This is a genomic window from Flintibacter sp. SJQ-8, assembly GCF_054108085.1.
In genome coordinates this window covers 472,952-497,012 of record NZ_JBPJWR010000016.1, presented here as the reverse complement: position 1 = coordinate 497,012, position 24,061 = coordinate 472,952, and the positions used below count along the sequence as shown (strand labels likewise).

At 61.0% G+C, this 24,061-nt stretch carries 23 protein-coding genes and 2 other annotated features; of the genes, 22 read left to right on the top strand and 1 reads right to left on the bottom strand.

The genetic code is table 11. The features are described from left to right. Positions 1-267: 267 nt before the first annotated feature. From kduD to ACSAMP_RS13875, 9 genes are all read left to right on the top strand, one after another. Positions 268-1,038: a 2-dehydro-3-deoxy-D-gluconate 5-dehydrogenase KduD gene (kduD, locus tag ACSAMP_RS13915; protein WP_457800847.1), complete on the top strand. Its 771-nt coding sequence runs from the start codon at positions 268-270 to the stop codon at positions 1,036-1,038. A gap of 29 nt (positions 1,039-1,067) precedes the next feature. After that, positions 1,068-2,012 (top strand): Gfo/Idh/MocA family protein, encoded by a 945-nt coding sequence (locus ACSAMP_RS13910; RefSeq protein WP_441795419.1) that lies wholly within the window; start codon positions 1,068-1,070, stop codon positions 2,010-2,012. A gap of 11 nt (positions 2,013-2,023) precedes the next feature. Next, the gene (locus ACSAMP_RS13905; RefSeq protein ID WP_457800846.1) at positions 2,024-2,917 is read left to right on the top strand and encodes a sugar phosphate isomerase/epimerase family protein; all 894 of its coding nucleotides are present in this window, start codon (positions 2,024-2,026) and stop codon (positions 2,915-2,917) included. Positions 2,918-2,964: 47 nt separating this feature from the next. Continuing rightward, positions 2,965-3,987, top strand: a complete 1,023-nt coding sequence (locus ACSAMP_RS13900; RefSeq protein ID WP_457800845.1) for a tripartite tricarboxylate transporter substrate binding protein — start codon at positions 2,965-2,967, stop codon at positions 3,985-3,987. A 119-nt stretch (positions 3,988-4,106) separates the two neighbouring features. Further along, positions 4,107-4,577, top strand: a complete 471-nt coding sequence (locus ACSAMP_RS13895; protein WP_457800844.1) for a tripartite tricarboxylate transporter TctB family protein — start codon at positions 4,107-4,109, stop codon at positions 4,575-4,577. Positions 4,578-4,596: 19 nt separating this feature from the next. After that, complete coding sequence (locus tag ACSAMP_RS13890) at positions 4,597-6,108, top strand: tripartite tricarboxylate transporter permease (protein ID WP_457800843.1); 1,512 nt, start codon at positions 4,597-4,599, stop codon at positions 6,106-6,108. Then, positions 6,105-6,530 (top strand): HIT family protein, encoded by a 426-nt coding sequence (locus tag ACSAMP_RS13885; RefSeq protein WP_441795423.1) that lies wholly within the window; start codon positions 6,105-6,107, stop codon positions 6,528-6,530. Before ACSAMP_RS13890 ends, ACSAMP_RS13885 begins: the two co-directional genes overlap by 4 nt. Before the next feature lie 15 nt (positions 6,531-6,545). Continuing rightward, positions 6,546-7,505, top strand: a complete 960-nt coding sequence (locus ACSAMP_RS13880) for a phosphoglycerate dehydrogenase (protein ID WP_441795424.1) — start codon at positions 6,546-6,548, stop codon at positions 7,503-7,505. A gap of 14 nt (positions 7,506-7,519) precedes the next feature. After that, on the top strand, positions 7,520-8,404 hold the full coding sequence (locus tag ACSAMP_RS13875) for a dihydrodipicolinate synthase family protein (protein WP_457800842.1): 885 nt from the start codon (positions 7,520-7,522) through the stop codon (positions 8,402-8,404). 120 nt (positions 8,405-8,524) lie between these two features. Here the strand turns inward: ACSAMP_RS13875 and ACSAMP_RS13870 are convergent, their stop codons facing one another. Beyond that, positions 8,525-8,707, bottom strand: coding sequence for a ferredoxin (locus ACSAMP_RS13870; RefSeq protein ID WP_276854698.1), 183 nt, complete (start codon positions 8,705-8,707; stop codon positions 8,525-8,527). 286 nt (positions 8,708-8,993) lie between these two features. Here ACSAMP_RS13870 and ACSAMP_RS13865 point away from each other — a divergent pair, with 286 nt between their 5' ends. The 13 genes from ACSAMP_RS13865 to ACSAMP_RS13805 all read left to right on the top strand — a co-directional run bounded on the left by ACSAMP_RS13865 (position 8,994) and on the right by ACSAMP_RS13805 (position 24,003). After that, complete coding sequence (locus ACSAMP_RS13865) at positions 8,994-9,236, top strand: ribosomal L7Ae/L30e/S12e/Gadd45 family protein (RefSeq protein WP_276854701.1); 243 nt, start codon at positions 8,994-8,996, stop codon at positions 9,234-9,236. A 102-nt stretch (positions 9,237-9,338) separates the two neighbouring features. Beyond that, positions 9,339-9,761, top strand: a complete 423-nt coding sequence (gene rpsL / locus ACSAMP_RS13860; RefSeq protein WP_147562735.1) for a 30S ribosomal protein S12 — start codon at positions 9,339-9,341, stop codon at positions 9,759-9,761. Between the two features lie 213 nt (positions 9,762-9,974). Beyond that, positions 9,975-10,445 (top strand): 30S ribosomal protein S7, encoded by a 471-nt coding sequence (gene rpsG / locus ACSAMP_RS13855; protein ID WP_186877857.1) that lies wholly within the window; start codon positions 9,975-9,977, stop codon positions 10,443-10,445. Between the two features lie 15 nt (positions 10,446-10,460). Further along, on the top strand, positions 10,461-12,566 hold the full coding sequence (gene fusA / locus ACSAMP_RS13850) for an elongation factor G (protein WP_441795426.1): 2,106 nt from the start codon (positions 10,461-10,463) through the stop codon (positions 12,564-12,566). Positions 12,567-12,700: 134 nt separating this feature from the next. After that, the gene (tuf, locus tag ACSAMP_RS13845; RefSeq protein ID WP_147562732.1) at positions 12,701-13,903 is read left to right on the top strand and encodes an elongation factor Tu; all 1,203 of its coding nucleotides are present in this window, start codon (positions 12,701-12,703) and stop codon (positions 13,901-13,903) included. 209 nt (positions 13,904-14,112) lie between these two features. Beyond that, complete coding sequence (gene coaBC / locus ACSAMP_RS13840) at positions 14,113-15,312, top strand: bifunctional phosphopantothenoylcysteine decarboxylase/phosphopantothenate--cysteine ligase CoaBC (protein WP_457800841.1); 1,200 nt, start codon at positions 14,113-14,115, stop codon at positions 15,310-15,312. A 127-nt stretch (positions 15,313-15,439) separates the two neighbouring features. Then, positions 15,440-15,685, top strand: a binding site (T-box leader). A 118-nt stretch (positions 15,686-15,803) separates the two neighbouring features. Then, entirely contained in the window at positions 15,804-16,895 is a 1,092-nt protein-coding gene (locus tag ACSAMP_RS13835; protein WP_441795429.1) for an ABC transporter substrate-binding protein, read from the top strand. Between the two features lie 74 nt (positions 16,896-16,969). Then, complete coding sequence (locus ACSAMP_RS13830; protein WP_147562729.1) at positions 16,970-17,908, top strand: ABC transporter permease; 939 nt, start codon at positions 16,970-16,972, stop codon at positions 17,906-17,908. After that, a complete protein-coding gene (locus ACSAMP_RS13825) occupies positions 17,902-18,702 on the top strand; it encodes an ABC transporter ATP-binding protein (RefSeq protein ID WP_238044904.1) in 801 nt (266 codons plus the stop codon). Before ACSAMP_RS13830 ends, ACSAMP_RS13825 begins: the two co-directional genes overlap by 7 nt. Before the next feature lie 195 nt (positions 18,703-18,897). Beyond that, positions 18,898-19,545, top strand: coding sequence for an ECF transporter S component (locus ACSAMP_RS13820; protein WP_457800840.1), 648 nt, complete (start codon positions 18,898-18,900; stop codon positions 19,543-19,545). Between the two features lie 105 nt (positions 19,546-19,650). Beyond that, a complete protein-coding gene (locus ACSAMP_RS13815) occupies positions 19,651-20,418 on the top strand; it encodes a type III pantothenate kinase (protein WP_457800839.1) in 768 nt (255 codons plus the stop codon). Between the two features lie 65 nt (positions 20,419-20,483). Beyond that, positions 20,484-20,706, top strand: a binding site (T-box leader). 58 nt (positions 20,707-20,764) lie between these two features. Further along, a complete protein-coding gene (locus tag ACSAMP_RS13810; RefSeq protein WP_441795434.1) occupies positions 20,765-21,301 on the top strand; it encodes a hypothetical protein in 537 nt (178 codons plus the stop codon). Between the two features lie 62 nt (positions 21,302-21,363). Continuing rightward, entirely contained in the window at positions 21,364-24,003 is a 2,640-nt protein-coding gene (locus tag ACSAMP_RS13805) for a valine--tRNA ligase (protein WP_457800838.1), read from the top strand. Positions 24,004-24,061: the final 58 nt, after the last annotated feature.

Sequence of the window (24,061 nt, the reverse complement as noted above, 5' to 3'; positions counted from 1 at the left end):
CCCCGCGCTGATCTATGATCCGTCCAGAGCCCGGTCTGTTTTACAGGACAGACCGGGCTTTTTGTGAACATACCTCCGGTTTTGTCGGGGGTATCTTGTCATTGTGCCCAATTTATCGTCTTTGAAATCGTGCAAAAAGTTGATTATACCAATATGGTGTTGACAATTCAGTTGATTTTTGATATTCTTTCACTCGCAAAGAAAACGATTACATTAAATAAAAAATCTTTGTATTGAAAATTTGAACGATTGCTATGAGGTGGTAAAATGTCTACGTTTGATAAGTTCAGCTTGAAGGGCAAGGTGGCCATTGTCACCGGCGCGACCCGCGGCCTGGGCCAGGGGATCGCCATCGGCCTGGCGGAGGCTGGCGCCGACATCGTCTGCGTGGGCCGCTCTGACGACAGCGAGACCCGGGAGAAGATCGAGGCCCTGGGCCGCCAGTATCTGAACATTCGGATGAGCGTGAGCGAGGAGAACGCCCCGGAGGAGATCGTGAAGCAGACGGTGGAGCGCTTCGGCAAGCTGGACATTCTGGTCAACGCCGCCGGGATCACCCGCCGGGTGATGGCCATCGACATCGACCGCAAGGACTGGCAGGACGTGCTGGATGTGAACCTGACCGCGCTGTTCTTTATGTGCCAGGCGGTGGCCCGCCAGTTCATCAAGCAGGGCGGAGGCGGAAAGATCATCAACATCGGCTCCATGACCTCCTATCAGGGCGGCATCAAGGTCATTCCTTACACGGCCAGCAAGGCCGCCGTGCGGAACATCACCATGCACATGTGCAACGAGTGGGCCGCCAAGTATAACATCCACGTCAACTGCATCGCCCCCGGCTATATGGTCACGAATATGACCGCCCCCATGCGTTCGGAACCCTCCCGCATGGCCGAGACCAACACCCGCATCCCCATGGAGCGGTGGGGCGTGCCCGAGGACCTGGCCGGTGCGGCCATCTTCCTGGCCTCTGATGCCTCTGACTATGTAAATGGATTTACGATTGCGGTGGACGGCGGCTTTTTGGCCAAATCCTGAGCGGCAGCAACGAAAGTGAGTTTGAGCATATGGAAAAAAAGTATCGTGTCGGTCTGATTGGCGTGGGCTCCATCGCCCACATCGCCCATCTGCCCATTCTGGCCGCCCGCACGGACGTGGAGATGGTGGGCGCATTTGCCGAGCACATCGAAAGCGTGCAGCGCACCCAGAAGAGCTATGCCATCCAAAACGCTGTACATAACATGGACGAGCTGCTGAATTTGGGTCTGGACTGTGCTTTCGTCCTGTCCCCCAAAACGGTCCATGCCGAACAGGTAGTCCGCCTGTTGGAGGCCGGTGTGGATGTCTTCTGTGAAAAGCCCATGGGCATGACCTTGAAAGAGGCCTACAGCATGGCGGACGCCGCCGCCCGCACCGGGAAAAAGCTGATGATCGCCTTCAATCGCCGCTATGCCCCGGTCTACCGCAAGGCCAAGGAGGTCTATGGCCAGATGTCCCCTGACGTGCTGATCGCCCAGAAGAACCGCCCCGCCAGCGAATATCGGGCCACACTGGAAAACGCCATCCACATGGTGGACATCCTGCGTTATTTCTGCGGCGAGTGCGTCAAGGTGGATGCGTGTTCCAAATTTACCGATCCCCTCTACGAGACGCTGACCACCGCCCAGCTCCAGTTTGAAAACGGCTCCGTGGCCATGCTGGTGGCGGACCGGGCCTCCGGCCAGTGGGTGGAGACCCTGGAGATGCACGGCCACAACAAGAGCGTGCTGGTCAACTGCCCCGACACCATCACCGTCACCGACAACGAGCAGTCCCACACCACCTCTATGACCCCCCTGGCCTATGGTTGGGCCAAGGTGGTGGACAAGATGGGCTTTACCCAGGAGGTGGACCACTTCTTTGACTGCCTGAAAAACGATCAGCAGCCCCTGACCAGCGGCGCCGACGCCTATAAGACCCAGGAGCTGATGCACCGCATTCTGACCACTGCCGGGCTGCCCGGCCTGGAATGAGGTGATCTGAATTGTTCCAAATCGCGGGGCACACCATGGGCACCCCGGAGTACACCCTGCCGGAGGCGCTGGAGTTGTTCCACAAGCTCGGCCTGGACGGGGCTGAGATCGTGGTACAGGACGGATACCGCTGCGGCATCCCCCAGGATGCGGACTCCGATGAGCTGAAACGGCTGCGGGAGCTGGCGGACCGCCTGGGACTGCGCATCATCGCCCTGACCCCCTACTACTCCAAATTTAACGACCTGGACCCGACTGTGCGGGAGGGGGAGATCCAGGGCATCTGCAAGGTCATCGGGTATGCCGAGATCCTGGGCGCGAAGTACATCAGGATCTACGCCGGGAACTACGCCCAGACGGACACCGACCCAGACGGGGCAAAGCGGGCCAACCTGGTGCGGAGTATGCGCCGTCTGGGGGATGCGGCCCAAAAGGCCAACGTCAAGCTGGTCATGGAGAACCACTTCAACACCATGACGGTGTCCGCCGCCGACAGCATTTCCATTGCCCGGGAGATTGACCACCCGGCGGTGGGTATCCTGTATGACCAGGCCAACCTGACCTTTACGGAAAACGAACCCTGGGAGGAGGCCCTGCCCCTCCAGTTTTCAAAAATTTATCACACCCACGTAAAGGATCTGGTGTTTCGGGCCGGAAACACGGGCTTTACCTCCTCCGATGTGTCCCACCCAAAAGAGGAGGAGCGGAACGTCATCACCCGGATCGTGGGGGAGGGGATCGTCCCATGGCCCGCCATCCTTCAGGCCATGAAGGACCGGGGCTATGACGGATGGCTCTCGCTGGAATATGAACGGAGATGGCACCCCCAGGATATCCCGGACGCGGCCATCGGCATGAAGCAGTCTGCGGCGTATCTTCGGGCATGCATCGAAAAGCTGACTTGAGTGAAAAGGTCCAGAGATCTGGATCAAATTTTAAGGAGGAAAGAATGATGAAAACGATGAAAAAGGCAATGGCTCTGGCCCTGTCGGCCATGATGCTGGTGGCGGCTCTCACAGGCTGCGGCAGCAGCAAGACCCCCGCCGCTTCCGGCTCCGGCTCCGGTTCTCAGGCCGGTTCCAGCGCTGCGGAGCTGGACTATCCCAAGCAGAACATCAACGTAGTGGTGCAATACTCCGCCGGCGGCGGCACTGACCTGTCCGTCCGCGGCGTGCTGGACGGCGTGAAGGACGTGCCCGTGAACTTCTCCGTGTCCAATGTCACCGGCAACGGCGGTCTGATCGGCCTGACCCAGGTGGCCAACTCCAAGGCCGACGGCTATACCCTGGGCGTGGTGAACACCGACTTTATCATCAACATGGTCCTGGGCAACACCGACATGACCCTGGATACCTTCTCTCCCCTGGCCTGCGCTCTGCGGGACCCCTTCGTGCTGATCATCGGCAATAATGAGAACTACTCCACCCTGGAGGAGTTTGTGGACTATGCCAAGGCCCACCCCGGCGAGATCGTTGTGGGCGAGACCGGCACCGGCGCAGCGCCCACCCTGGCCATCACCGCCATGGAGAACGCCCTGGGCATCGACGTGTCCAACGTGACCTATGAGGGCAGCGCCGACTGCGTCACCGCCGTTGTGGGCGGCCACATCGACGCCACCTTTGCCCAGGCCTGCAACGCTACCGCTCAGGTGGCCGCCGGTAACGCCAAGATCATCGGTGTGCTGGCCAATGACCGCCTGGAGGCCTTCCCCGACGTCCCCACCTTTGCGGAGATCTATCCCGACCAGATCGACTTTGAGTTCATGGGCTTCTGTGTGATCTCCTGCCCCGCCGGCGTGGACAGCGCCATTCAGGACTATCTCAGCGAGAAGCTGCGCGCCGGTGTGGACAGCGACAGCTTTGCCCAGACCCTGGACAGCCTGGGGATGCAGACCACCAACATGGACCAGGCGCAGCTGAAGGAGTTTTTGCAGCAGCAGTATGAGCTGTATGACGAACTGCTGGGCAACCAGTAAAAAGCTGTGAAGCGTCCCGCCATGAATTCTTCGGTCAAGCGTGACCTATGACGTTCTGGAGCGCCGGCGGGCCAAACCTTCCGGCGCTCCAGCTTTTTCTGGCAAAGGAGTTTTTGCTTGTGAGAAAATATAACACCATTCTTTCTATCCTGCTGATCGCGGCCAGTGCCGTGGGCATCCATCTGTCCCTGAACTTTGACGTGCGGGGCGGCAACGTGGGCGACCCCGGCGCGGCGTTCTGGCCCATTATGCTGTGCGGCGGACTGATTCTCTGCTCCGTTATCCTGCTGGTGCAGACGGCCCTGGAGGCCAAGAAGGCCACAGCGCCGGAGGCTCCCCTCATCGACTTTGCTACCGCAGGGGTCCACTGCGTGCTCATCATCTTTGTGATCATGATCGCCTATGCAGTGCTGCTGCACTTCTTCGGCTTCATCCCCGCCACGCTGGTCTTTGTGGCGGCCACTATGCTGGCCATGGGGGAGCGCCGCCCGATGTGGATCCTTTTGACCACGTTGGGGATCACCGGCTTTATCTATGTTTTGTTCGCGCTGGTCATGAATGTTGTCCTGCCCCAGGGCGTGCTGTTTTAAAAGGAGGGGGTCACAAAATATGTTTGCAGCCTTTACACAGAGCCTGGCCCTTGTACTGACGCCCATGGGACTGCTGTCCATTCTGGGCGGCGTGCTGTGCGGTATTTTTGTGGGCGTGATGCCCGGACTGTCCTCCGTTATGGGCATGTCTATTATGCTGCCGGTGGCCCTGTCCCTGAACGGGAACCTGGGCGTGCTGATGATGCTGGGCATTTTCTGCGGAGCCATTTACGGCGGCTCCATCACCGCCATTATGATCAACACCCCGGGCACCGCCAACTCCGCTGCTACCTGCCTGGACGGCTATCCCATGGCCCACAAGCACCACCAGCCCGGGCGGGCCCTGTCCATCTCCACCACCGCCTCCACCTTCGGCGGACTGTTTTCTGCGGTGATGCTGCTGTGGACCTCGCCCATCCTGTCCAGCTTTGCCCTGAAGTTCAGCGCCCAGGAGAGCTTTGCCCTGGCCCTGTTCGGCATCAGCGTGGTGGCCAGCGTGTCCAGCGAGAACGTGCTGAAGGGCGTGATGGGCGCACTGATCGGTCTGCTGCTGGCCACGGTAGGCGTGGACGTGACCACCGGAGCCTATCGCTTTACCTTTGACACGGTCTATCTCACCGGCGGCATCTCCAACATCCCGGTACTGATCGGTCTGTTCGCCTTCTCCCAGGGCCTGATCAACGTGCAGGAGAGCTTTGGCACCACCCGGGCCAAGGTGAACACCAAGCTGGAGCGGGTGCTGCCCTCTAAGAGCGACCTGGTCACCATCTTCCCCACGCTGATCCGGTCCAGCCTGATCGGCACGCTGATCGGGGCCATCCCCGGCACCGGCGGCGACATCGCCTCCTGGGTGGGGTATAACGAGGCCAAGCGCTGGTCCAAGCACCCGGAGCAGTTTGGCGACGGCGCACCCGACGGCATCGCTGCGCCCGAATCCGCCAACAACGCCATCTCCGGCGGCGCACTGATCCCTTTGCTGTCCCTGGGCATCCCCGGCGACGCCTGCACCGCCATTATGCTGGGCTGTCTGATGATGCTGGGCATCACCCCCGGCCCTCTGCTGATGACCGAGCAGCCCGCCAAGGTGTATATGATCATTGTCGGCCTGTTCTTCGCCAACGCGTTCATGGCCCTGTGCGGCTTTGCCGGTATCCGTATCTTTACCAAGATATCCTCCGTCCCCAGCATCGTCCTCACGCCGCTGATCTTCGTTTTCTGCTTTGTGGGCACCTTCGCCGTGAACCACACTGTGGGCGACATCTATCTCATGATCCTGTGCGGTATCCTGGGCTTCTTCCTTATTAAGATGGAGTTCTCTATCCCGCCCATTATTCTGGGCCTGATCCTGGGAGGCATTCTGGAAAAGAACTTCCGCCGGGCCATGGTGCTGTCGGCGGGGGACTGGACCACCTTCTTCACCCGTCCTATCTCCTGCGTGTTCATCATCATCGCCTTCCTGTCCCTGATTTATCCCTTTGTGCTGGCCCATCTGAAGCAGCGCAAGGCGGCCAAAAAGGGTGAGCAGGCATGAGCGGCGCGTGTAAATTCTGCGGCGGGGCGGAGCTTCGGCCCGACCTGATCGCCGTGGGGGAGATGCCCGGTGGAAGGCTGTATCTCCACCGGGACCAGACCCACCCAGGCAGGCTCCTGCTGGCCAGCCGCCGCCATGTGAAGAAGATCACAGACCTGACGCCGGAGGAGTACGCCGCCCTGATGGACAGCGTCTATCAGGCGGCCCAGGCCCTGACCCGGCTGTATCAGCCGGACAAGATCAATTATCTGGTCTTTGGCGACACCGGGACCCATCTCCATGTGCATATCGTCCCCAAATATCAGGGGGGAAAGGACTGGGGCAAGGTCTTTTTGACCGACGAGCCCAGCCCCGTCTATTTGACCGAGCCGGAGTATCAAAACAGCGTGGCCGCCCTGCGCCGCCAGCTGGCTCTGGTGTGAGAAAGAAGGACATTTATGGGAAATATTTTGATCACCGCCTCCCACTTTCAGACGCTGTGTCAGGACGCCATCCGGCTTTTGGAGGACAACGGACATCATGTGATCCTGAACGACCACGACATGCCCTATTATTCCTTTGAGGAGCTGGCAGTCTGGGCCCCCGACATCCAGGGGGCTATCATCGGAATGGACCAGTGGAACGAGCAGGTCTTTCAGATCGCGCCGAAGCTGAAAATTTTGGCCCGCTTCGGCGTGGGCGTGGACAACGTCGACCTGGAAGCGGCCAAGCGCCACGGCGTTCAGGTGGTGAACGCCGCCGGACTCAACGCCAACGCGGTGGCGGAGCTGGGCGTGGCCATGATCCTGAACTGTCTGCGCAGCATCCCCCAGCTGAATCAAAAGCTGGACCAGGGAGAGTGGGCCCGGGCCGTGGGAAAAGAGATCCTGGGCAAAACGGTGGGCATCCTGGGCTTTGGCGACATCGGCGGCCGGGTGGCCAAAAAGCTGTCTGGCATGGGGGTGGAACTGCTGGCCTATGACCCCTATCCCAACGAGGCGAAGGCCCGGGACCTGCACGTGACCCTGACGGACATGGACACGGTGCTGGCCAAGAGCGACGTCATCAGCATCCATATGCCCAGCATCCCCGCCACCCGGCACATCATGGACCGGGCCGCCTTTGCCAAGATGAAGCAGGGCGCCTATTTCATCAACACGGCCCGGGGAGCCCTGGTGGACACCCAGGCCCTGATCGACGCCGTGACCGGCGGGCACCTGGCTGGGGCGGCGCTGGACGTGTATGAGCAGGAGCCCCTGCCCATGGACGCCCCCATCCTCCACACCCCCGGCATTCAGTGTACCCCCCACACCGGCGCGGAGACGGTGGAGACCTATCACAACATCAGCATGATGGCCGCCCAGGCAGTCATAGACAGCCTGAACGGGAAAGAACCGAAAAACTGGATCAATCGATAAGGAGCGAGACGAATATGAAAAAAATGAAAGGCGTCATCACCGCGATGACCACCCCCTTTGACGAGCACGACCAGGTGGACGTGAAGGCCCTGGAGGAGCAGGTGGAGTTCCTGATCCAGAAGGGCGTGAACTGCCTGTATCCCTGCGGAACCACGGGCGAGATGTTCAACATGACCCCCGAGGAGCGGGAGCTGGTGGCCGAGACCGTTTTGAAGGCCGCCGCGGGCCGCGTGGACGTGTTTATCCATGTGGGCGCTATGACCCTGAAGGAGACCATCCGCCTGGCCCAGCACGCCGAGAAGATCGGCGTGGACGGCATCGGCGTGGTGACCCCCGGCTTCTTCGGCATCAAGGACAAGGCCATGATCCGCTATTATCAGCAGGTCTCCGCCAGCGTCTCCAAGGACTTCCCCATCTATCTCTATGCCATTCCCCAGTGCGCCACCAACGACCTGAAGCCCGAGCTGGTGGCCAAGCTGCTGAAGACCTGCCCCAACATCGTGGGCATTAAGTACAGCTATGCGGATATGATTCGGCTGAAGGACTATCTGCTGCTGAACGACGGCAACTTCTCCGTCCTGTTCGGCGCGGACCGCCTGTTCCTGCCCGCCCTGGTCATGGGGTGCGAGGGCACCGTGTCCGGTTGCTCCGGCCCCATGCCCGAGCACTTTGTGAACGTGTACAAGGCCTATCTGGCCGGGGATATGAAGACCGCTCTGAAGGAACAGCAGACCGCCAACGAGATCTGCGAGATCATGAAGAGCGGCGCGGACATGGGCATCTTCAAGGCCGTTCTGCAGATGCGCGGCATGACCGGCGGCCACATGCGCGCCCCGCTGATCGACCTGGACGAGGACGAGAAGAAGGCTCTCCACGACCAAATCGCCCCTTACCTCTAATCATATAGAGATGGAATAAAAAGCGGACCAGCCGCCTGATCGATGTGACCGGGCGGCTGGTCTGTTCTGTGCGTTGAGCGTTGTGCTGGATATCCTGCGTCCGAACCTGCCAAAGGGTGCTCAGCTCACCTCAATGGCGTTGACGGGGCAGTCCTCTGCGGCCTGGCGGACCTGGGCCTCCTGCTCGGGGAAAATTTCGTCCCGGGCGGCGGCCACGCCCTCCTCGGTCATGGTGAAAACGCCGGGGCAGACCCCGGTACACAGCCCGCAGCCGATGCAGGCGTCGTTTACGTGGGCAGTCATGTTCCTCGCCTCCTCTCATACCTGGAGAAGAGTATGCCCGGTCAGGGCGGGCGCTATGCGCTGCGGCCTCCAAAAAGCGGCTTAGAAGGGGAGAAAACAGGCCGGTTTCCTGTTTTTTACGAAAACCGGAGGGGCAGGGTGGAAAACTTTGTGGAATTCTTGTGGATTTGTGCTTGACGGGGGCTTGACAGTCTGTTATAATCTGAAATTGCGGTGATAGGGGGCTTTGCGCCCTTTCCCCAATGAAACGACCCCTGCCTTTGCCGGGGGAGAGGAGGGCACCGAAATGGTATCTGAACTGAGCAGCGTCAACAAGGTCGTGGGCGCCAAGCAGGTCCGCCGCGCGCTGAACGATGGCCGCGCCTGCAAAGTATTCCTGGCCTGCGACGCGGACCCCCGCGTGGTAGAACCCCTGGCCCGGCTGGCCCAGGAGGGACAGGTCCCGGTGGAGCACGACGTCTCCATGGCCGACCTGGGAGCCGCCTGCGGCATCGCCGTGAAAAGCGCCGCCGCCGCCCTGGTGCGGTAAGCTGCGCAAATTCATTTGGTTTTAATGGAATAAGGCTTGCCTTTTCTGTTAAAATATATTACATGCCCCCAATGGGGCAGATTTTTGGAAAGGAGGAAAACCATGCCTACTTTTAATCAGCTGGTTCGCAAGGGCCGCAGCCAGGCGACTTACAAGTCCACCTCTCCCGCCCTTCAGCACGGTCTGAACACCCTGAAGAACAAGTCCACCGACCTGCCTTCTCCTCAGAAGAGAGGCGTGTGCACCGCCGTTCGTACTTCCACTCCTAAGAAGCCGAACTCCGCTCTGCGTAAGATCGCCCGTGTGCGTCTGACCAACGGCTACGAGGTCACCGCCTATATCCCCGGCGTCGGCCACAACCTGCAGGAGCACTCCGTGGTCATGATCCGCGGCGGCCGTGTCAAGGACCTTCCCGGTGTGCGTTACCACATCATCCGCGGCACTCTGGATGCTCAGGGCGTGAATGGCCGTATGCAGGCTCGTTCCAAGTACGGTGCCAAGCGTCCCAAGGCCGGCAAGAAGTAAGATCCTTCCGGTCACGAAAACGGCATGACCCGTTTTCACCCCTCAAGTCTTTTCTGACTTGACCTGAATTTGCATTGTGCGCTACCGCGCAAGGCAACCGCCTTGCCGAGCGTTTCCCTATATATAGGGCAGACCTCGGACAGGCATTACACGGACTGTGAGACACAGTTTGAGTACCTATGAAATCATTTTTATATGAAGGAGGGAAGCAAAGTGCCCAGAAGAGGAAATGTGCCCAAGCGGGAGGTTCTGCCCGATCCGCTTTACAACTCCGTCCTGGTTACCAAGCTTACCAACAGCATCATGCTGGATGGCAAGAAGGGTGTGGCCCAGAAGGTGGTCTACGGCGCCTTCGATATCATCAAGGAGAAGACCGATAAGGAGCCCATGGAGGTTTACACCCAGGCTCTGGAGAACATCATGCCCTCCCTGGAGGTCAAGGCCCGCCGTGTGGGCGGCGCCACCTACCAGGTGCCTATCGAGGTTCGCCCCGAGCGGCGGCAGACCCTGGGTCTGCGTTGGCTGACCACTTATGCCCGCGCCCGTGGTGAGAAGACCATGAAGGAGCGTCTGGCCGGCGAGATCATGGACGCCGCCAACAACACCGGTTCCGCCGTGAAGAAGCGCGAGGATACCCACAAGATGGCCGAGTCCAACAAGGCCTTCGCCCACTATCGCTGGTAATAAAGGAGTCAAAGTATGCCTAGAAAAGTTTCTCTGGAGAATACTCGGAACATTGGCATCATGGCCCACATTGACGCGGGCAAGACTACCACCACCGAGCGTATTCTGTACTATACCGGCGTCAACTACAAGATCGGCGAGACCCACGAGGGTACCGCTACCATGGACTGGATGGCTCAGGAGCAGGAGCGTGGTATCACCATCACCTCCGCCGCCACCACCTGTTACTGGAAGGGGACCAAGGATCAGTTCCCCCAGACCCGTATCAACATCATCGACACCCCGGGCCACGTGGACTTCACCGTCGAGGTGGAGCGCTCCCTGCGCGTGCTGGACGGCTCTGTGACCGTCATGTGCGCCAAGGGCGGCGTGGAGCCCCAGTCTGAGACCGTTTGGCGTCAGGCCGACCACTATAAGGTCCCCCGCATGATCTACGTCAACAAGATGGACATCATGGGCGCTGACTTCTATAACGTTCTGAACATGATCCACGATCGTCTCAAGTGCAACGCCGTCCCCATCCAGCTGCCCATCGGCAGTGAGGAGACCTTTAAGGGTATCATCGACCTGGTGGAGATGGACGCCGACATCTATTACGACGAGCTGGGCAAGGACATGCGTGTCGAGCCCATCCCCGAGGATATGATGGAGCTGGCCCAGGAGTACCGCACCAAGCTGCTGGACGCCTGCGCCGACCTGGACGAGGAGATCATGATGCTGGTCCTGGACGAGCAGCCTGTTCCCCAGGATATGATCCGCAAGGCCCTGCGTAAGGGCACCATCGAGAACCTGCTGGTCCCCGTGACCTGCGGTACCTCTTACAAGAACAAGGGCGTTCAGAAGCTGCTGGACGCTATCGTGGACTACATGCCCTCCCCTGTGGACATTCCCGCTATCCAGGGCGTGAACCCCGATACCGACGAGGAGGACGAGCGTCCCGCTTCCGACGAGGCTCCCTTCTCCGCTCTGGCCTTTAAGATCGCCACCGATCCCTTCGTTGGCCGTCTGTCCTTCGTGCGTGTTTACTCCGGCGTGCTGAACACCGGCACCACCGTTCTGAACTCCACCAAGAAGCAGAAGGAGCGCATTGGCCGCATCCTGCAGATGCACGCCAACCACCGCGAGGATATCGAGTGCTGCTACTCCGGCGATATCTGCGCCGTTATCGGCCTGAAGAACTCCACCACCGGCGACACCCTGTGTGATGAGAAGCACCCCATCATCCTGGAGTCCATGGAGTTCCCCGAGCCCGTTATCCGCGTGGCTATCGAGCCCAAGACCAAGGCCGGCCAGGAGAAGATGGGCATCGCCCTGATGAAGCTGGCCGAGGAGGACCCCACCTTTAAGACCTACACCGACGAGGAGACTGGTCAGACCATCATCGCCGGCATGGGCGAGCTCCACCTGGAGATCATCGTGGACCGTCTGCTCCGCGAGTACAAGGTGGAGGCCAACGTGGGCGCTCCCCAGGTCGCCTATAAGGAGACCATCAAGAAGTCCGTTGAGCAGGACACCAAGTATGCCCGTCAGTCCGGCGGTAAGGGCCAGTACGGTCACGTTAAGATCCGTGTGGAGCCCAACGAGTCCGGCAAGGGCTATGAGTTCGTCAACGCCATCGTTGGCGGCGCCATCCCCAAGGAGTATATCCCTGCTGTCGACGCCGGTATCCAGGGCGCCATGCAGGCCGGTGTTCTGGCCGGTTACCCCGTGGTGGACGTGAAGGTCACCCTGTATGATGGATCTTATCACGAGGTCGACTCCTCTGAGATGGCCTTTAAGATCGCCGGTTCCATGGCCTTTAAGGAGGCCTGCCGCAAGGCCAGCCCCGTGCTGCTGGAGCCCATCATGAAGGTGGACGTCATCGCTCCCGACGATTACCTGGGCACTGTCATCGGCGACCTGAACAGCCGCCGCGGCCAGATCCAGGGTCAGGAGAGCCGTCCCGGTGCCACCCAGATCGACGCCCTGGTCCCCCTGGCCAACATGTTCGGTTATGCTACCGATCTGCGTTCCAGCACCCAGGGCCGCGGCCAGTACTCCATGGAGCCCCACAGCTATGTGGAGATCCCCAAGAGCATCGCCGACAAGATCATTGCCGAGCGCGGCCGCAACCAGGAGTAATTGCTGACCGGAAACCCGGTCGCTGAATTCTGGAAAATGGGGTTGCATTTATGGACGGAATAGGATAAAATGTTCCTGATATAAGTGCAGCCCCGCATACCATATTATATCTGCATCATAAGGAGGAAATTCCAATGGCTAAGGCTAAATTCGAGCGTACCAAGCCCCATGTTAACATCGGCACCATCGGTCACGTCGACCACGGCAAGACCACTCTGACCGCCGCCATCACCAAGTATCTGGCTCTGAAGGGTCAGGCCCAGTACGAGGACTACTCCAGCATCGACAAGGCTCCCGAGGAGCGCGAGCGTGGTATCACCATCAACACCGCCCACGTTGAGTATGAGACCGACAAGCGTCACTATGCTCACGTTGACTGCCCGGGCCACGCCGACTATATCAAGAACATGATCACCGGCGCTGCTCAGATGGACGGCGCTATCCTGGTCATCGCCGCCACCGACGGCCCCATGGCTCAGACCAAGGAGCACATCCTGCTGGCCCGTCAGGTCGGCGTGCCCGCCATCGTTGTCTTCCTGAACAAGTGCGATCAGGTCGACGACGAGGAGCTGCTGGAGCTGGTGGAGATGGAGGTCCGCGAGACCCTGTCCAACTACGAGTTCCCCGGCGACGACGTGCCCATCATCAAGGGTTCCGCTCTGAACGCTCTGACCTGCGAGTCCGACGACCCCAACGCTCCCGAGTATGCCTGCATCAAGGAGCTGATGGACGCCGTTGACGACTATATCCCCACCCCCGCCCGCAGCGACGACCAGCCCTTCCTGATGCCCGTCGAGGACGTGTTCACCATCTCCGGCCGTGGTACCGTTGCTACCGGCCGTGTGGAGCGTGGTATCGTCAAGACCGGCGAGACCGTGGAGATCGTTGGTCTGTCCGACGAGAAGAAGTCCACCGTCGTGACCGGTCTGGAGATGTTCCGCAAGACCCTGGACTTCGCCGAGGCCGGCGACAACATCGGCGCCCTGCTGCGTGGTGTTGCTAAGACCGACGTGGAGCGCGGCCAGGTGCTGTGCAAGCCCGGCAGCATTCACCCCCACACCAAGTTCGTTGGCCAGGTCTACGTCCTGTCCAAGGAAGAGGGCGGCCGTCACACCCCCTTCTTCAACAACTATCGTCCTCAGTTCTACTTCCGTACCACCGACGTGACCGGCATCATCTCCCTGCCCGAGGGCACTGAGATGTGCATGCCCGGCGATAACGTCGACATGAAGGTGGAGCTGATCACCCCCATCGCCATCGAGAAGGGCCTGCGTTTCGCTATCCGTGAGGGTGGCCGCACCGTGGGTTCCGGCGTGGTTATCGAGGTCGACGAGTAATTTTACCCGTCCCCTCTGACTGAAAAGTCGCCTTTCAGGCGGGTCTCTTCGGAGACCCGCCTGTTCTTTTGCCCGAAAGTTTCCACACTTTTCTCGCTCCGGTGGAAAAACCCCGCTTTACACCGGGAAAAATACCGGGTATAATGGGGAAAAACGCTGCGGGCCGGTCTGTTTTGAACCGCGGCCCGTTTTTTGGGAGGAACCTGCTTATGTTAAAGGGAAAAACCGTCCTGCTGGGCGTCACCGGGGGCATCGCCGCCTATAAGGCCGCCTATCTGACCTCCGCCCTGGTGAAGCTCCACGCCAGCGTGGAGGTGGTGATGACCCGGAACGCCACGGAGTTCATCGCCCCTTTGACCTTTGAACAGCTCACGGGCAACAAGGTGATGGTGGACACCTTTGACCGGAACTTTGTTCACCAGGTGGAGCACATCGCCCTGGCAGACCGCACCGATTTAGTGATGATCGCCCCGGCCACCGCCAACGTGTGCGCCAAGCTGGCCCACGGTCTGGCCGACGACATGCTCACCACCACCGTTTTGGCCTGCACCTGCCCCAAGCTCATCGCCCCGGCCATGAACACCCACATGTATGAGAATCCCGTGACCCAGGACAACCTGGACATTCTCCGCCGCTATGGGTGGGAGGTCATCGCCCCCGCCTCTGGCCGTCTGGCCTGCGGCGCGGTGGGGGCGGGCAAGCTGCCCGAGCCCCAGGACCTGCTCCAGTATATCCTGCGGGAGATCGCCTTCCCCCACGACCTGAAGGGCAAGCGGGTGCTGGTCACCGCCGGGCCCACCCAGGAGTCCCTGGACCCGGTGCGCTATCTCACCAACCACTCCACGGGCAAGATGGGCTATGCCATCGCCCGCCGGGCCATGGAGCGGGGGGCCGACGTGACCCTGATCTCCGGCCCCACCGACCTGGACCGGGTGCCTTTTGTGGAGACGGTGGACGTGGTGTCCGCTCAGGACATGTTCGAGGCCGTGTCCGCCCGGGCGGAGGAGAGTGACCTTATCTTCAAGGCCGCCGCCGTGGCCGACTATACCCCCTGCGACTACAGCGGGGATAAGATCAAGAAGAAGGAGGGGGACCTGTCCATCCCCCTGAAGCGCACCACCGACATCCTGGCCTGGCTGGGGGAGCACCGCCGCCCGGGACAGGTCATCTGCGGCTTTTCCATGGAGACACGGGACATGGTGGCCAACAGCCAGGCCAAGCTGGAAAAGAAAAAGGTGGACATGATCTGCGCCAACAACCTGAAGGTGTCCGGCGCGGGCTTCGGCGTGGACACCAACATCCTCACCGTCATCACCCGCCAGGGGGCGGAGGAGCTGCCCCTGATGGGCAAGGAGGACGCCGCCGGTCAGGTGATCGACCGAGCGGTGGCGCTTTTGGGCGAGGGATGAGTTAGGAGTTAGAAGTTAGGAGTTATGGGGCGGCCCTTGGGCCGCCCCTGTTTCGTATTGCAGAAAAATCTTGCGAAAGGGGGTTGACAAACGGCGGGGCGGTGGTATAATGAGCACAATCGAACAGCACAAACCTGTGAGAAAGATTAGTAGTCGGCACAGCAAACCTTCAGAGAGTCCCGGGTGGTGAGAGCGGGGCGGGGCGCAGCCGGACGAATGGCCTTTCGAGGGCGGCTTGAACGGGAGACCAAGTAGATGCCGACGGGTCCCCACCCGTTATCCATCGGGCACGCGTGATGGCGCGTGAAGCGAGCGGACGTTTCCAAAACGTCAATTTGGGTGGTATCGCAGGAGTATGGCTCTTGTCCCATGGTGGGATAAGGAGCCGTTTTTTTATTTCCTCAAAAAACAGCTCAGTCCATATTCCGAAATCCGGGCCGGTGGCACGGCCCGATCATCTGCCGCCAAATAAAATTTTGGAGGAAATCCCCATGAAAAACATTGTCAAAAAAGTGCTCTCTGCCGCTCTGGCCGCCTCTATGGCCCTGTCTCTGGCCGCCTGCTCCGGCGGAAACAACGCCGCCGGTTCTGCCTCTGCCTCCGGCTCTGCCGGGAGCGCCAGCCAGGCCGAAGGCGGAAAAGAGTATAAGGTGGGCATCGTCAAGTTTATGGACCACGCCTCTCTGGATCAGATCGAGAGCAGCGTGCAGCAGGAGCTGGACGCCAAGAGCGCCGAGCTGGGCGTGACCTTTAACTACGCCGACTACACCTTCAACGGCCAGGGCGACAGCACCACCCTGAACCAGATCGCCGCCCAGCTGGTGGACGACGGTGTGGACGTGGTGGTCCCCATCGCCACCCCCGCCGCCCAGGTCATGCAGTCGGTGGTCACCGAGAAGGACATCCCCATTGTCTTCGCCGCCGTGTCTGACCCCGTCACTGCCAAGCTGGTAAGCAGCATGGACGCCCCCGGCGGCACCATCACCGGCGTGAGCGACGCCCTGAACACCAACATGATCTTCGACATGATGCTGGCCGTGAACCCCGACACCCAGAAGGTGGGCCTGCTGTATTCCAAGTCTGAGGACTCCTCCAGAACCCCCATTGAGGAGGCCAAGGCCTATCTGGACGCGCACAACATCGCCTATGTGGAGAAGACCGGCACCAACACCGACGAGGTCAGCTCCGCTGTGGACTCCCTCATCGGCGAGAAGGTGGACGCCATCTTCACCCCCACCGACAACACCGTGATGAGCGCCGAGCTGGCTATCTTTGAAAAGCTCAACGACGCCAAGATCCCCCACTACACCGGCGCTGACTCCTTCGCCCTGAACGGCGCCTTCTTCGGCTATGGCGTGAACTACACCCAGCTGGGCACCAAGGTCGCCGACATGGTGGCCGACCTGCTGGTGAACGGCGCCGACCCCGCCACCACCCCCGTGGCCATCCTGGCCAACGAGACCGCCACCGTGAACACCGAGACCTGCCAGGCCATCGGCCTGAACCTGGACGACGTGAAGGCCGCCCTGGCTACCCTGAACATCGGCGTGGAGGAGATCACCACCGCCAAGAGCTTCAGCTGATCTTTCAAAAAAACAAAGAGAGCGCAACGGACGCTGCGGACTCCGCAGCGCCCGCTTCTCGCAGGAGGTACGTTATGCTGCTATCCCTCACCGCCCTCCAGACCGCCCTGGAGGTGGGAGCCATCTACTCCCTGGTGGCCCTGGCCCTGTTCATCAGCTTTTCCATTCTGAACATCGCCGACCTGTCCACCGACGGCTGCTATACCCTGGGCTTTGCCGTGGGAGCCACGGTCACCCTGGCCGGGCACCCGCTGCTGGCCCTGCCCGCCGCCATGGCCGCCGGGGCCTGCTCCGGCTTTGTCACCGCCTTTCTCCAGACCCGCCTGGGGGTGGAGAGTATCCTGGCCGGCATCATCGTCAACACCGGTCTGTACACGGTGAACCTGGCGGTAATGGGTTGGTCCTCCAACCTGTCCATCTATGGCAGCGACAGCCTGTTCTCCCTGGCCAAAGGACTCGTCGCGGCGGACTGGTGGGCCAAGTGGCATGAGCTTATTGTGCTGGCCATCATCCTGCTGGTGGTCTGTGTGCTCATCGCCGCCTTTTTCCGCACCCGGCTGGGCCTGTCCATCCGGGCCACGGGGGACAACGCGGACATGGTCCGGGCCTCCTCCATCAACCCCGCCTTCACCATCACGGTGGGTCTGTGCCTGGCCAACTCCCTCACCGGCCTGGCCGGCTGCCTCATCGGCCAGCTGAACAAGAGCTGCGACATCAACCTGGGCACCGGCATGGTCACCGTGGCCTTGGCCAGCCTGGTCATCGGCGAGAGCCTGATGGGCCGGGGGTCCATTGCCCGCCGGGTGTTCGGCGTGGTGCTGGGCGCGGTGCTGTACCGGCTGATCATCGCCGTGGCCATCAGCACCAAGATCGTGCCCACCGAGGGCTTTAAGCTGGTGTCCGCCCTGATCGTGGCGGTGGCCATCGCCACCCCCTATGGCCGGAAGATGGTCGCCCTGCAAAAGCAGAAGCTGGCGGCCAAAAAGAAGAGAGAAGGTGCCAAGGTATGCTGAAACTGGAGGGAGTATCCAAGACCTTTTACCCCGGCACGGTGAACGAAAAGCGGGCCCTGAACAAAGTGAGTCTGCACCTGGCCCCCGGGGACTTTGCCACGGTGGTGGGCTCTAACGGCGCGGGCAAATCCACCCTGTTCAACGCCATCTGCGGGGTGTTCTATGCGGACGAGGGCAGCATCCTTTTGGGCGGGGAGGACGTGACTTTTAAGCCGGAGTACCGCCGCAGCCGGGAGATCGGGCGGCTGTTCCAGGACCCCATGAAGGGCACCGCCCCCCATATGACCATTGAGGAGAACCTGTCCCTGGCCTATCTCCGTACGGCCAAGAACCAGAACGCCTTCTTTGCCCGGGTGGGTAAGAAGGACCGGGATTTTTTCCGGGAGCAGCTGGCCGTGCTGGACATGGGGCTGGAGGACCGGATGAGCCAGCCGGTGGGCCTGCTGTCCGGCGGCCAGCGCCAGGCGCTGACCCTGATGATGGCCACCATGGTGCCCCCCAAGCTGCTGCTGCTGGACGAGCACACCGCCGCTCTGGACCCGGCCACGGCGGAAAAAGTTTTGGATATCACCCGCCGGGTGGTGCAGCAGCACAAGATCACCACCCTGATGGTGACCCACAACATGAAAAACGCCCTGGAGCTGGGCAACCGCACCCTGATGATGGACAGCGGCCATATCGTGCTGGACATCAGCGGAGAGAAGCGGGAGAAGATGACCGTCACCGACCTGCTGGAGCAGTTCAAGGCCGGGGCAGGCAAGGACCTGGACAACGACCGCATCCTGCTGTCCTGAAGCCTGAGAGCAAAATTGGGCAACATCCCACGATAATACCCGTAATATCCTCTGATTTTGACCTTGCGCACGGGGACAACTTCCTGTATAATCATACGAATAGAGAGGGACAAGCGAGACCAACTCCCTGTCCCTCTCTAAAATTATGCGCTGCATCTTCTGAATTGGAAGAGCGGCAGCAGGAGGTAATTGAATATGAAAACCCGTAAGCACGACACCCACTGGATGGTTGGCGTGGCCATGATGGCTGCCATCGTCATTCTGCTGGCCAACACGCCCCTGGGCATGATCCAGCTGCCCATCATCAAGGCCACCACCACCCACATCCCGGTCATCCTGGGTGCAATTCTGCTGGGGCCTCTGGCGGGGACCATTCTGGGCTGTGTGTTCGGCATCTGCTCCATGATCAACAACACCATCGCCCCGGCGCTGCTGTCCTTCGCCTTCTCCCCCTTTCTCAGCACCTCTCTGGCGGGCGCAGTGAAGGCCCTTTGGGTGGCTGTGGGCTGCCGGGCCATGATCGGCCTGGTATCCGGCTGGCTGTGGATCGGCCTGAAGAAGGTAAAGGCCCCCGACCTGGTGGCCCTGCCCATCGTGGGCTTCATCGGCGCCTGGACCAACACCGTGTGCGTGATGGGCAGCATCTATTTTCTGCTGCGTCCTGAGTACGCCAAGGCCATGGGCGTGGGCATCGAGGCGGTGTTCGGCCTGGTGATGGCCGTCATCACCGGCTCCAGCATTGCCGAGGCCGTGGCCGCTCTGGTGCTGGTCACCGCCATCGGTAAGGTGCTCATCCACGTGGTGGCCCGCATGCCCATGGGCCGCAGTACGGCGGAGAACTGAAACAAGCGGGTAACTTGATCCTTTCCCCGTCCCCGGCAGGGGACGGGGAAAACTGATAGCAGAGAAGTTTTCGTTAAGAGATTTTTTCCTGAGGTGAAGCAAACTATGCTCCTGGCCATTGACATCGGAAACACCAACATCGTCATCGGCGGCATTCGTGACGACAAGATCGCCTTTGAAGCCCGCATCGCCACCGACCACATCAAGACCTCGGACCAATACGGGGTGGATATCAAGAACGTCCTGTCCCTGTTTGATACCAAGCCGGGGGACATCAAGGGCTGCATCATCTCCTCGGTGGTGCCCCCGGTGTTCAACTCGGTGCAGACCGGGGTGCGCAAGGTCATCGGAAAGCCCCCCATGGTGGTGGGCCCGGGGATCAAGACGGGGCTGAATATCCAGATGGACACCCCATCCCAGGTGGGCAGCGACCGCATTGTGGTAGCTGTGGCCGCCCTGGCCGAATATGAGCCTCCCCTGACCCTGCTGGATATGGGCACCGCCACCACCATCGAGGTGGTGGGCAAGGGCAACGCCTACCTGGGCGGCTGCATTATCCCCGGTGTGCGCATCTCGATGGAGGCCCTCACCTCCCGCACCGCCCAGCTGCCTGGTATTCGCCTGGACCGGCCCCGGCAGGTCATCGGCAAGAACACCGTGGACTGTATGCGCAGCGGCATCATGTTCGGTGCCGCCGCTATGATCGACGGGATGCTGGACCGGGTGGAGGAGGAGCTGGGCTACCCCACCACCGTGGTGGCCACGGGCGGTATGTCCCAGTTTGTAGTGCCCCTGTGCCGCCGGAAGATCACCCTGGATAAGGATCTGCTGCTGAAGGGGCTGAACGTTCTGTATCAGAAAAACACCCGCTAAAGGCAGAAATCGAGTATTTTCCTTGACAGCGGCGGGGAGATTTCATATAATATTCCCTGCAACAGGAAACAGCAATGCGAAAGAGGAGTATCCCCGGGTCAGGCAGCCGTACAGAGAGGGAACGGACGGTGCAAGTTCCCGCCGGCGGGGGAGAAGGTGGCTTTTGCGCTCCGGCCCTGAAAGAGACAGTAAGGGACGGCGGGACCCCCCGTTACCGGGGACACAAGTGTGGACGGTCTGTCCAAACTCAGGTGGTACCACGGACTTTGCTTTCAGTTCGCCCTGAGCCCATTGCGGCTCGGGGCGTTTTTCTATGGACAAACGGGAGAAAAAAGGAGGAGACGCCATGAGCGTGACCATGAAGACCCACACCGACTATGACCAGCCCCATCTGGAGGAGCTCCAGCGGGTGGCGGGAAAGACCTTTGCCAAAAAGCAGACCCTGTTCAAGCGGGGCTTTTCCCTGGTGGCGGGCCTGCTCAGCCTGGGTTGCGGCCTGACTCTGGGGGTGCAGAAAGGCAGCGTGGTCATATGCCTGCTGCTGTGCTGCTTTGGGGTGGCCCTTTGCGGGTGGAGCGTGTTTTTCTACACCATCTCCGCCTGGGGCGCGGGCCGGTCCATGCCCAAGATCCGCTCCAGCGCGGATTTCCGCTTTGAGCGGGACGCCGTGGTGGTGAACCAGGGGCAGGAGAGCGCCAAATATCCCTATGAAAACTGCGGCTGGCTGTATGAGACGGCGGGGAACTTCTATTACCTGCTGGTCACCGGCCAGGGCCTGATCTTTGACAAGGCCAACCTCCACGGGGGCACGGCGGACCAGCTGCGCGCCCTGCTGGAGGAGAAGACGGGGCACAAGGCCCTGTGGGTGGGCAAAAAGCCCTGAAAACCAGACAAACACACAAGCAAGCGGCGAGACGCGCCGCATATCTGGAAGGAGAATCCGAAATGAGCATGGAATTGCCCAAGGTATACGAGCCCCAGGAGGCTGAGGCCCGTATCTATGAGAAGTGGGAGAAGGCCGGCTGCTTCCGCGGCCAGCGGGACCCCAAGAAGAAGCCCTTTACCATCGTCATGCCCCCGCCCAACGTCACCGGTCAGCTGCACATGGGCCACGCCATGGACTGCGCCCTGCAGGACATCCTGATCCGCTTTAAGCGGATGGAGGGCTACGCCGCCCTGTGGGTCCCCGGCATCGACCACGCCGGCATCGCCACCCAGATCAAGGTGGAGGAGGAGCTGCGCACCAAGGAGGGCCTGACCCGCTATGACCTGGGCCGGGAGAAGTTCCTGGAGCGGGTGTGGGACTGGAAGCAGCGCTTCGGCGACCGCATCGTCAAGCAGCAGAAGAAGATGGGCATCTCCTGCGACTGGGACCGGGCCCGGTTCACCATGGACGAGGGCTGCTCCAAGGCCGTGCGGGAGACCTTCTGCAACCTGTATGAGAAGGGCCTTATCTACAAGGGCAGCCGCATCATCAACTGGTGCCCCCACTGCGTCACCGCCCTGTCCGATGCCGAGGTGGAGTATCAGGACAAGCCCGGCCACCTGTGGCACATGCGCTATCCCCTGGCCGACGGCTCCGGATATCTGGTGGTGGCCACCACCCGGCCCGAGACCATGATGGGCGACACCGGCGTGGCCGTGAACCCCAACGACGACCGCTATAAGCACCTGGTAGGCAAAAAGTGCATCCTGCCCCTGATGGACCGGGAGATCCCCATCGTGGCAGACGACTATGTGGAGATGGACTTCGGCACCGGCTGCGTGAAGATGACCCCTGCCCACGACCCCAACGACTTTGAGGTGGGCCTGCGCCACAATCTGGAGACCATCCGTGTCCTGGACGACAACGGCAAGGTGAACGAGAACGGCGGCAAGTATCAGGGCATGGACCGGTACGAGGCCCGCAAGGCCGTGGTGGCCGATCTGGAGGCCCTGGGCCTGATGGAGAAGATCGAGGACTACTCCCACAACGTGGGCACCTGCTACCGCTGCCACAACGACGTGGAGCCCATCATCTCCGCCCAGTGGTTCGTGAAGATGGAGCCCCTGGCCAAGGAGGCTCTGCGGGTGGTGTATGACGGGGAGACCCGCTTCGTCCCCGACCGCTTTGCCAAGACCTATACCAACTGGATGGAGAACGTCCACGACTGGTGCATCTCCCGTCAGCTGTGGTGGGGCCACCAGATCCCCGTGTGGTACTGCGACGACTGCGGCCACATGACCGTGTCCCGCACCGACGCCACCGAGTGCGAGAAGTGCCACTCCAAGCATATCCACCGGGACCCCGACGTGCTGGACACCTGGTTCTCCAGCGCCCTGTGGCCCTTCTCCACCCTGGGCTGGCCGGACAAGACCCCTGATCTGGACTATTTCTATCCCACCGACGTGCTGGTCACCGGCTATGACATCATCTTCTTCTGGGTGGCCCGGATGATCTTCTCCGCCTGCGAGCAGACCAAGCGGCCCCCCTTCCACACCGTGTTCATCCACGGCCTGGTCCGGGACGACAAGGGCCGCAAGATGTCCAAGAGCCTGGGCAACGGCATCGACCCCCTGGAGATCGCCGACAAGTACGGCGCCGACGCCCTGCGCTTTAACCTGGTCACGGGCAACAGCCCCGGCAACGACATGCGCTTTTACACCGAGCGGTGCGAGGCCATGCGCAACTTCGCCAACAAGATCTGGAACGCCAGCCGCTTCCTGAAGATGAACCTGACCATCGACCACTGCGCCCTGCCCGAGAAGCTGGAGCTGGAGGACAAGTGGATCTTGTCCAAGCTGAACCGCTGCATCCCTGAGGTCACGGAGAACATGGACAAGTATGAGCTGGGCGTGGCGGCGCAGAAGATCTATGACTTCATCTGGGACGACTACTGCGACTGGTATATCGAGCTGACCAAGACCCGCCTCCAGGGCGAGGACGAGGACAGCAAGGTCCGGGCCCAGCAGGTGCTGTGCTATGTGCTGACCCAGATGCTGAAGATGCTGCACCCCTTCATGCCCTTCATCACCGAGGAGATCTGGCAGGCTCTGCCCCACGAGGAGGGCTGCCAGGCCCAGTTCCTGATGCTGGACCACTGGCCCCAGGCCAGCGAGAAGCTGAACTTCCCCGCCGAGGAGCAGGCCATGGAGCAGATCATGGACGCCATCCGCGCCGTGCGCACCCGCCGCAGCGAGATGAACGTGCCCCCCAGCAAGAAGGCCCACCTCACCGTGGCCACCGACGAGGGCCACGTCTTCGCCCTGGGCGTGCCCTTCCTGAAGAAGATGGCCTATGCCAGCGACGTGACCATCGTCCCCGCCGACCAGGCTCCCGAGGCCGCCGGTATGGTCTGCGTGGTCACCCACGTGGCCCAGATGTTCATCCCCCTGGGTGAGTTGGTGGACCTGGAGAAGGAGAAGGCCCGGGTGGAGAAGGAACTGAAGAAGAACTCCGCCGAGCTGGACAAGCTGAACGCCAAGCTGGCCAACCCCGGCTTTGTGAACAAGGCCCCCGCCCACGTGGTGGAGGCGGAGCGGGAGCGCTCCGTCAAGCTGTCTGAGCTGGTGAGCAAGCTCACCGAGCAGCTCAAGAGCATGTAAGAAAGGCCCGACGCCGCCGGTCTGCCCTGCCGCAGACCGGCGGCGTTTCCCACAGGGG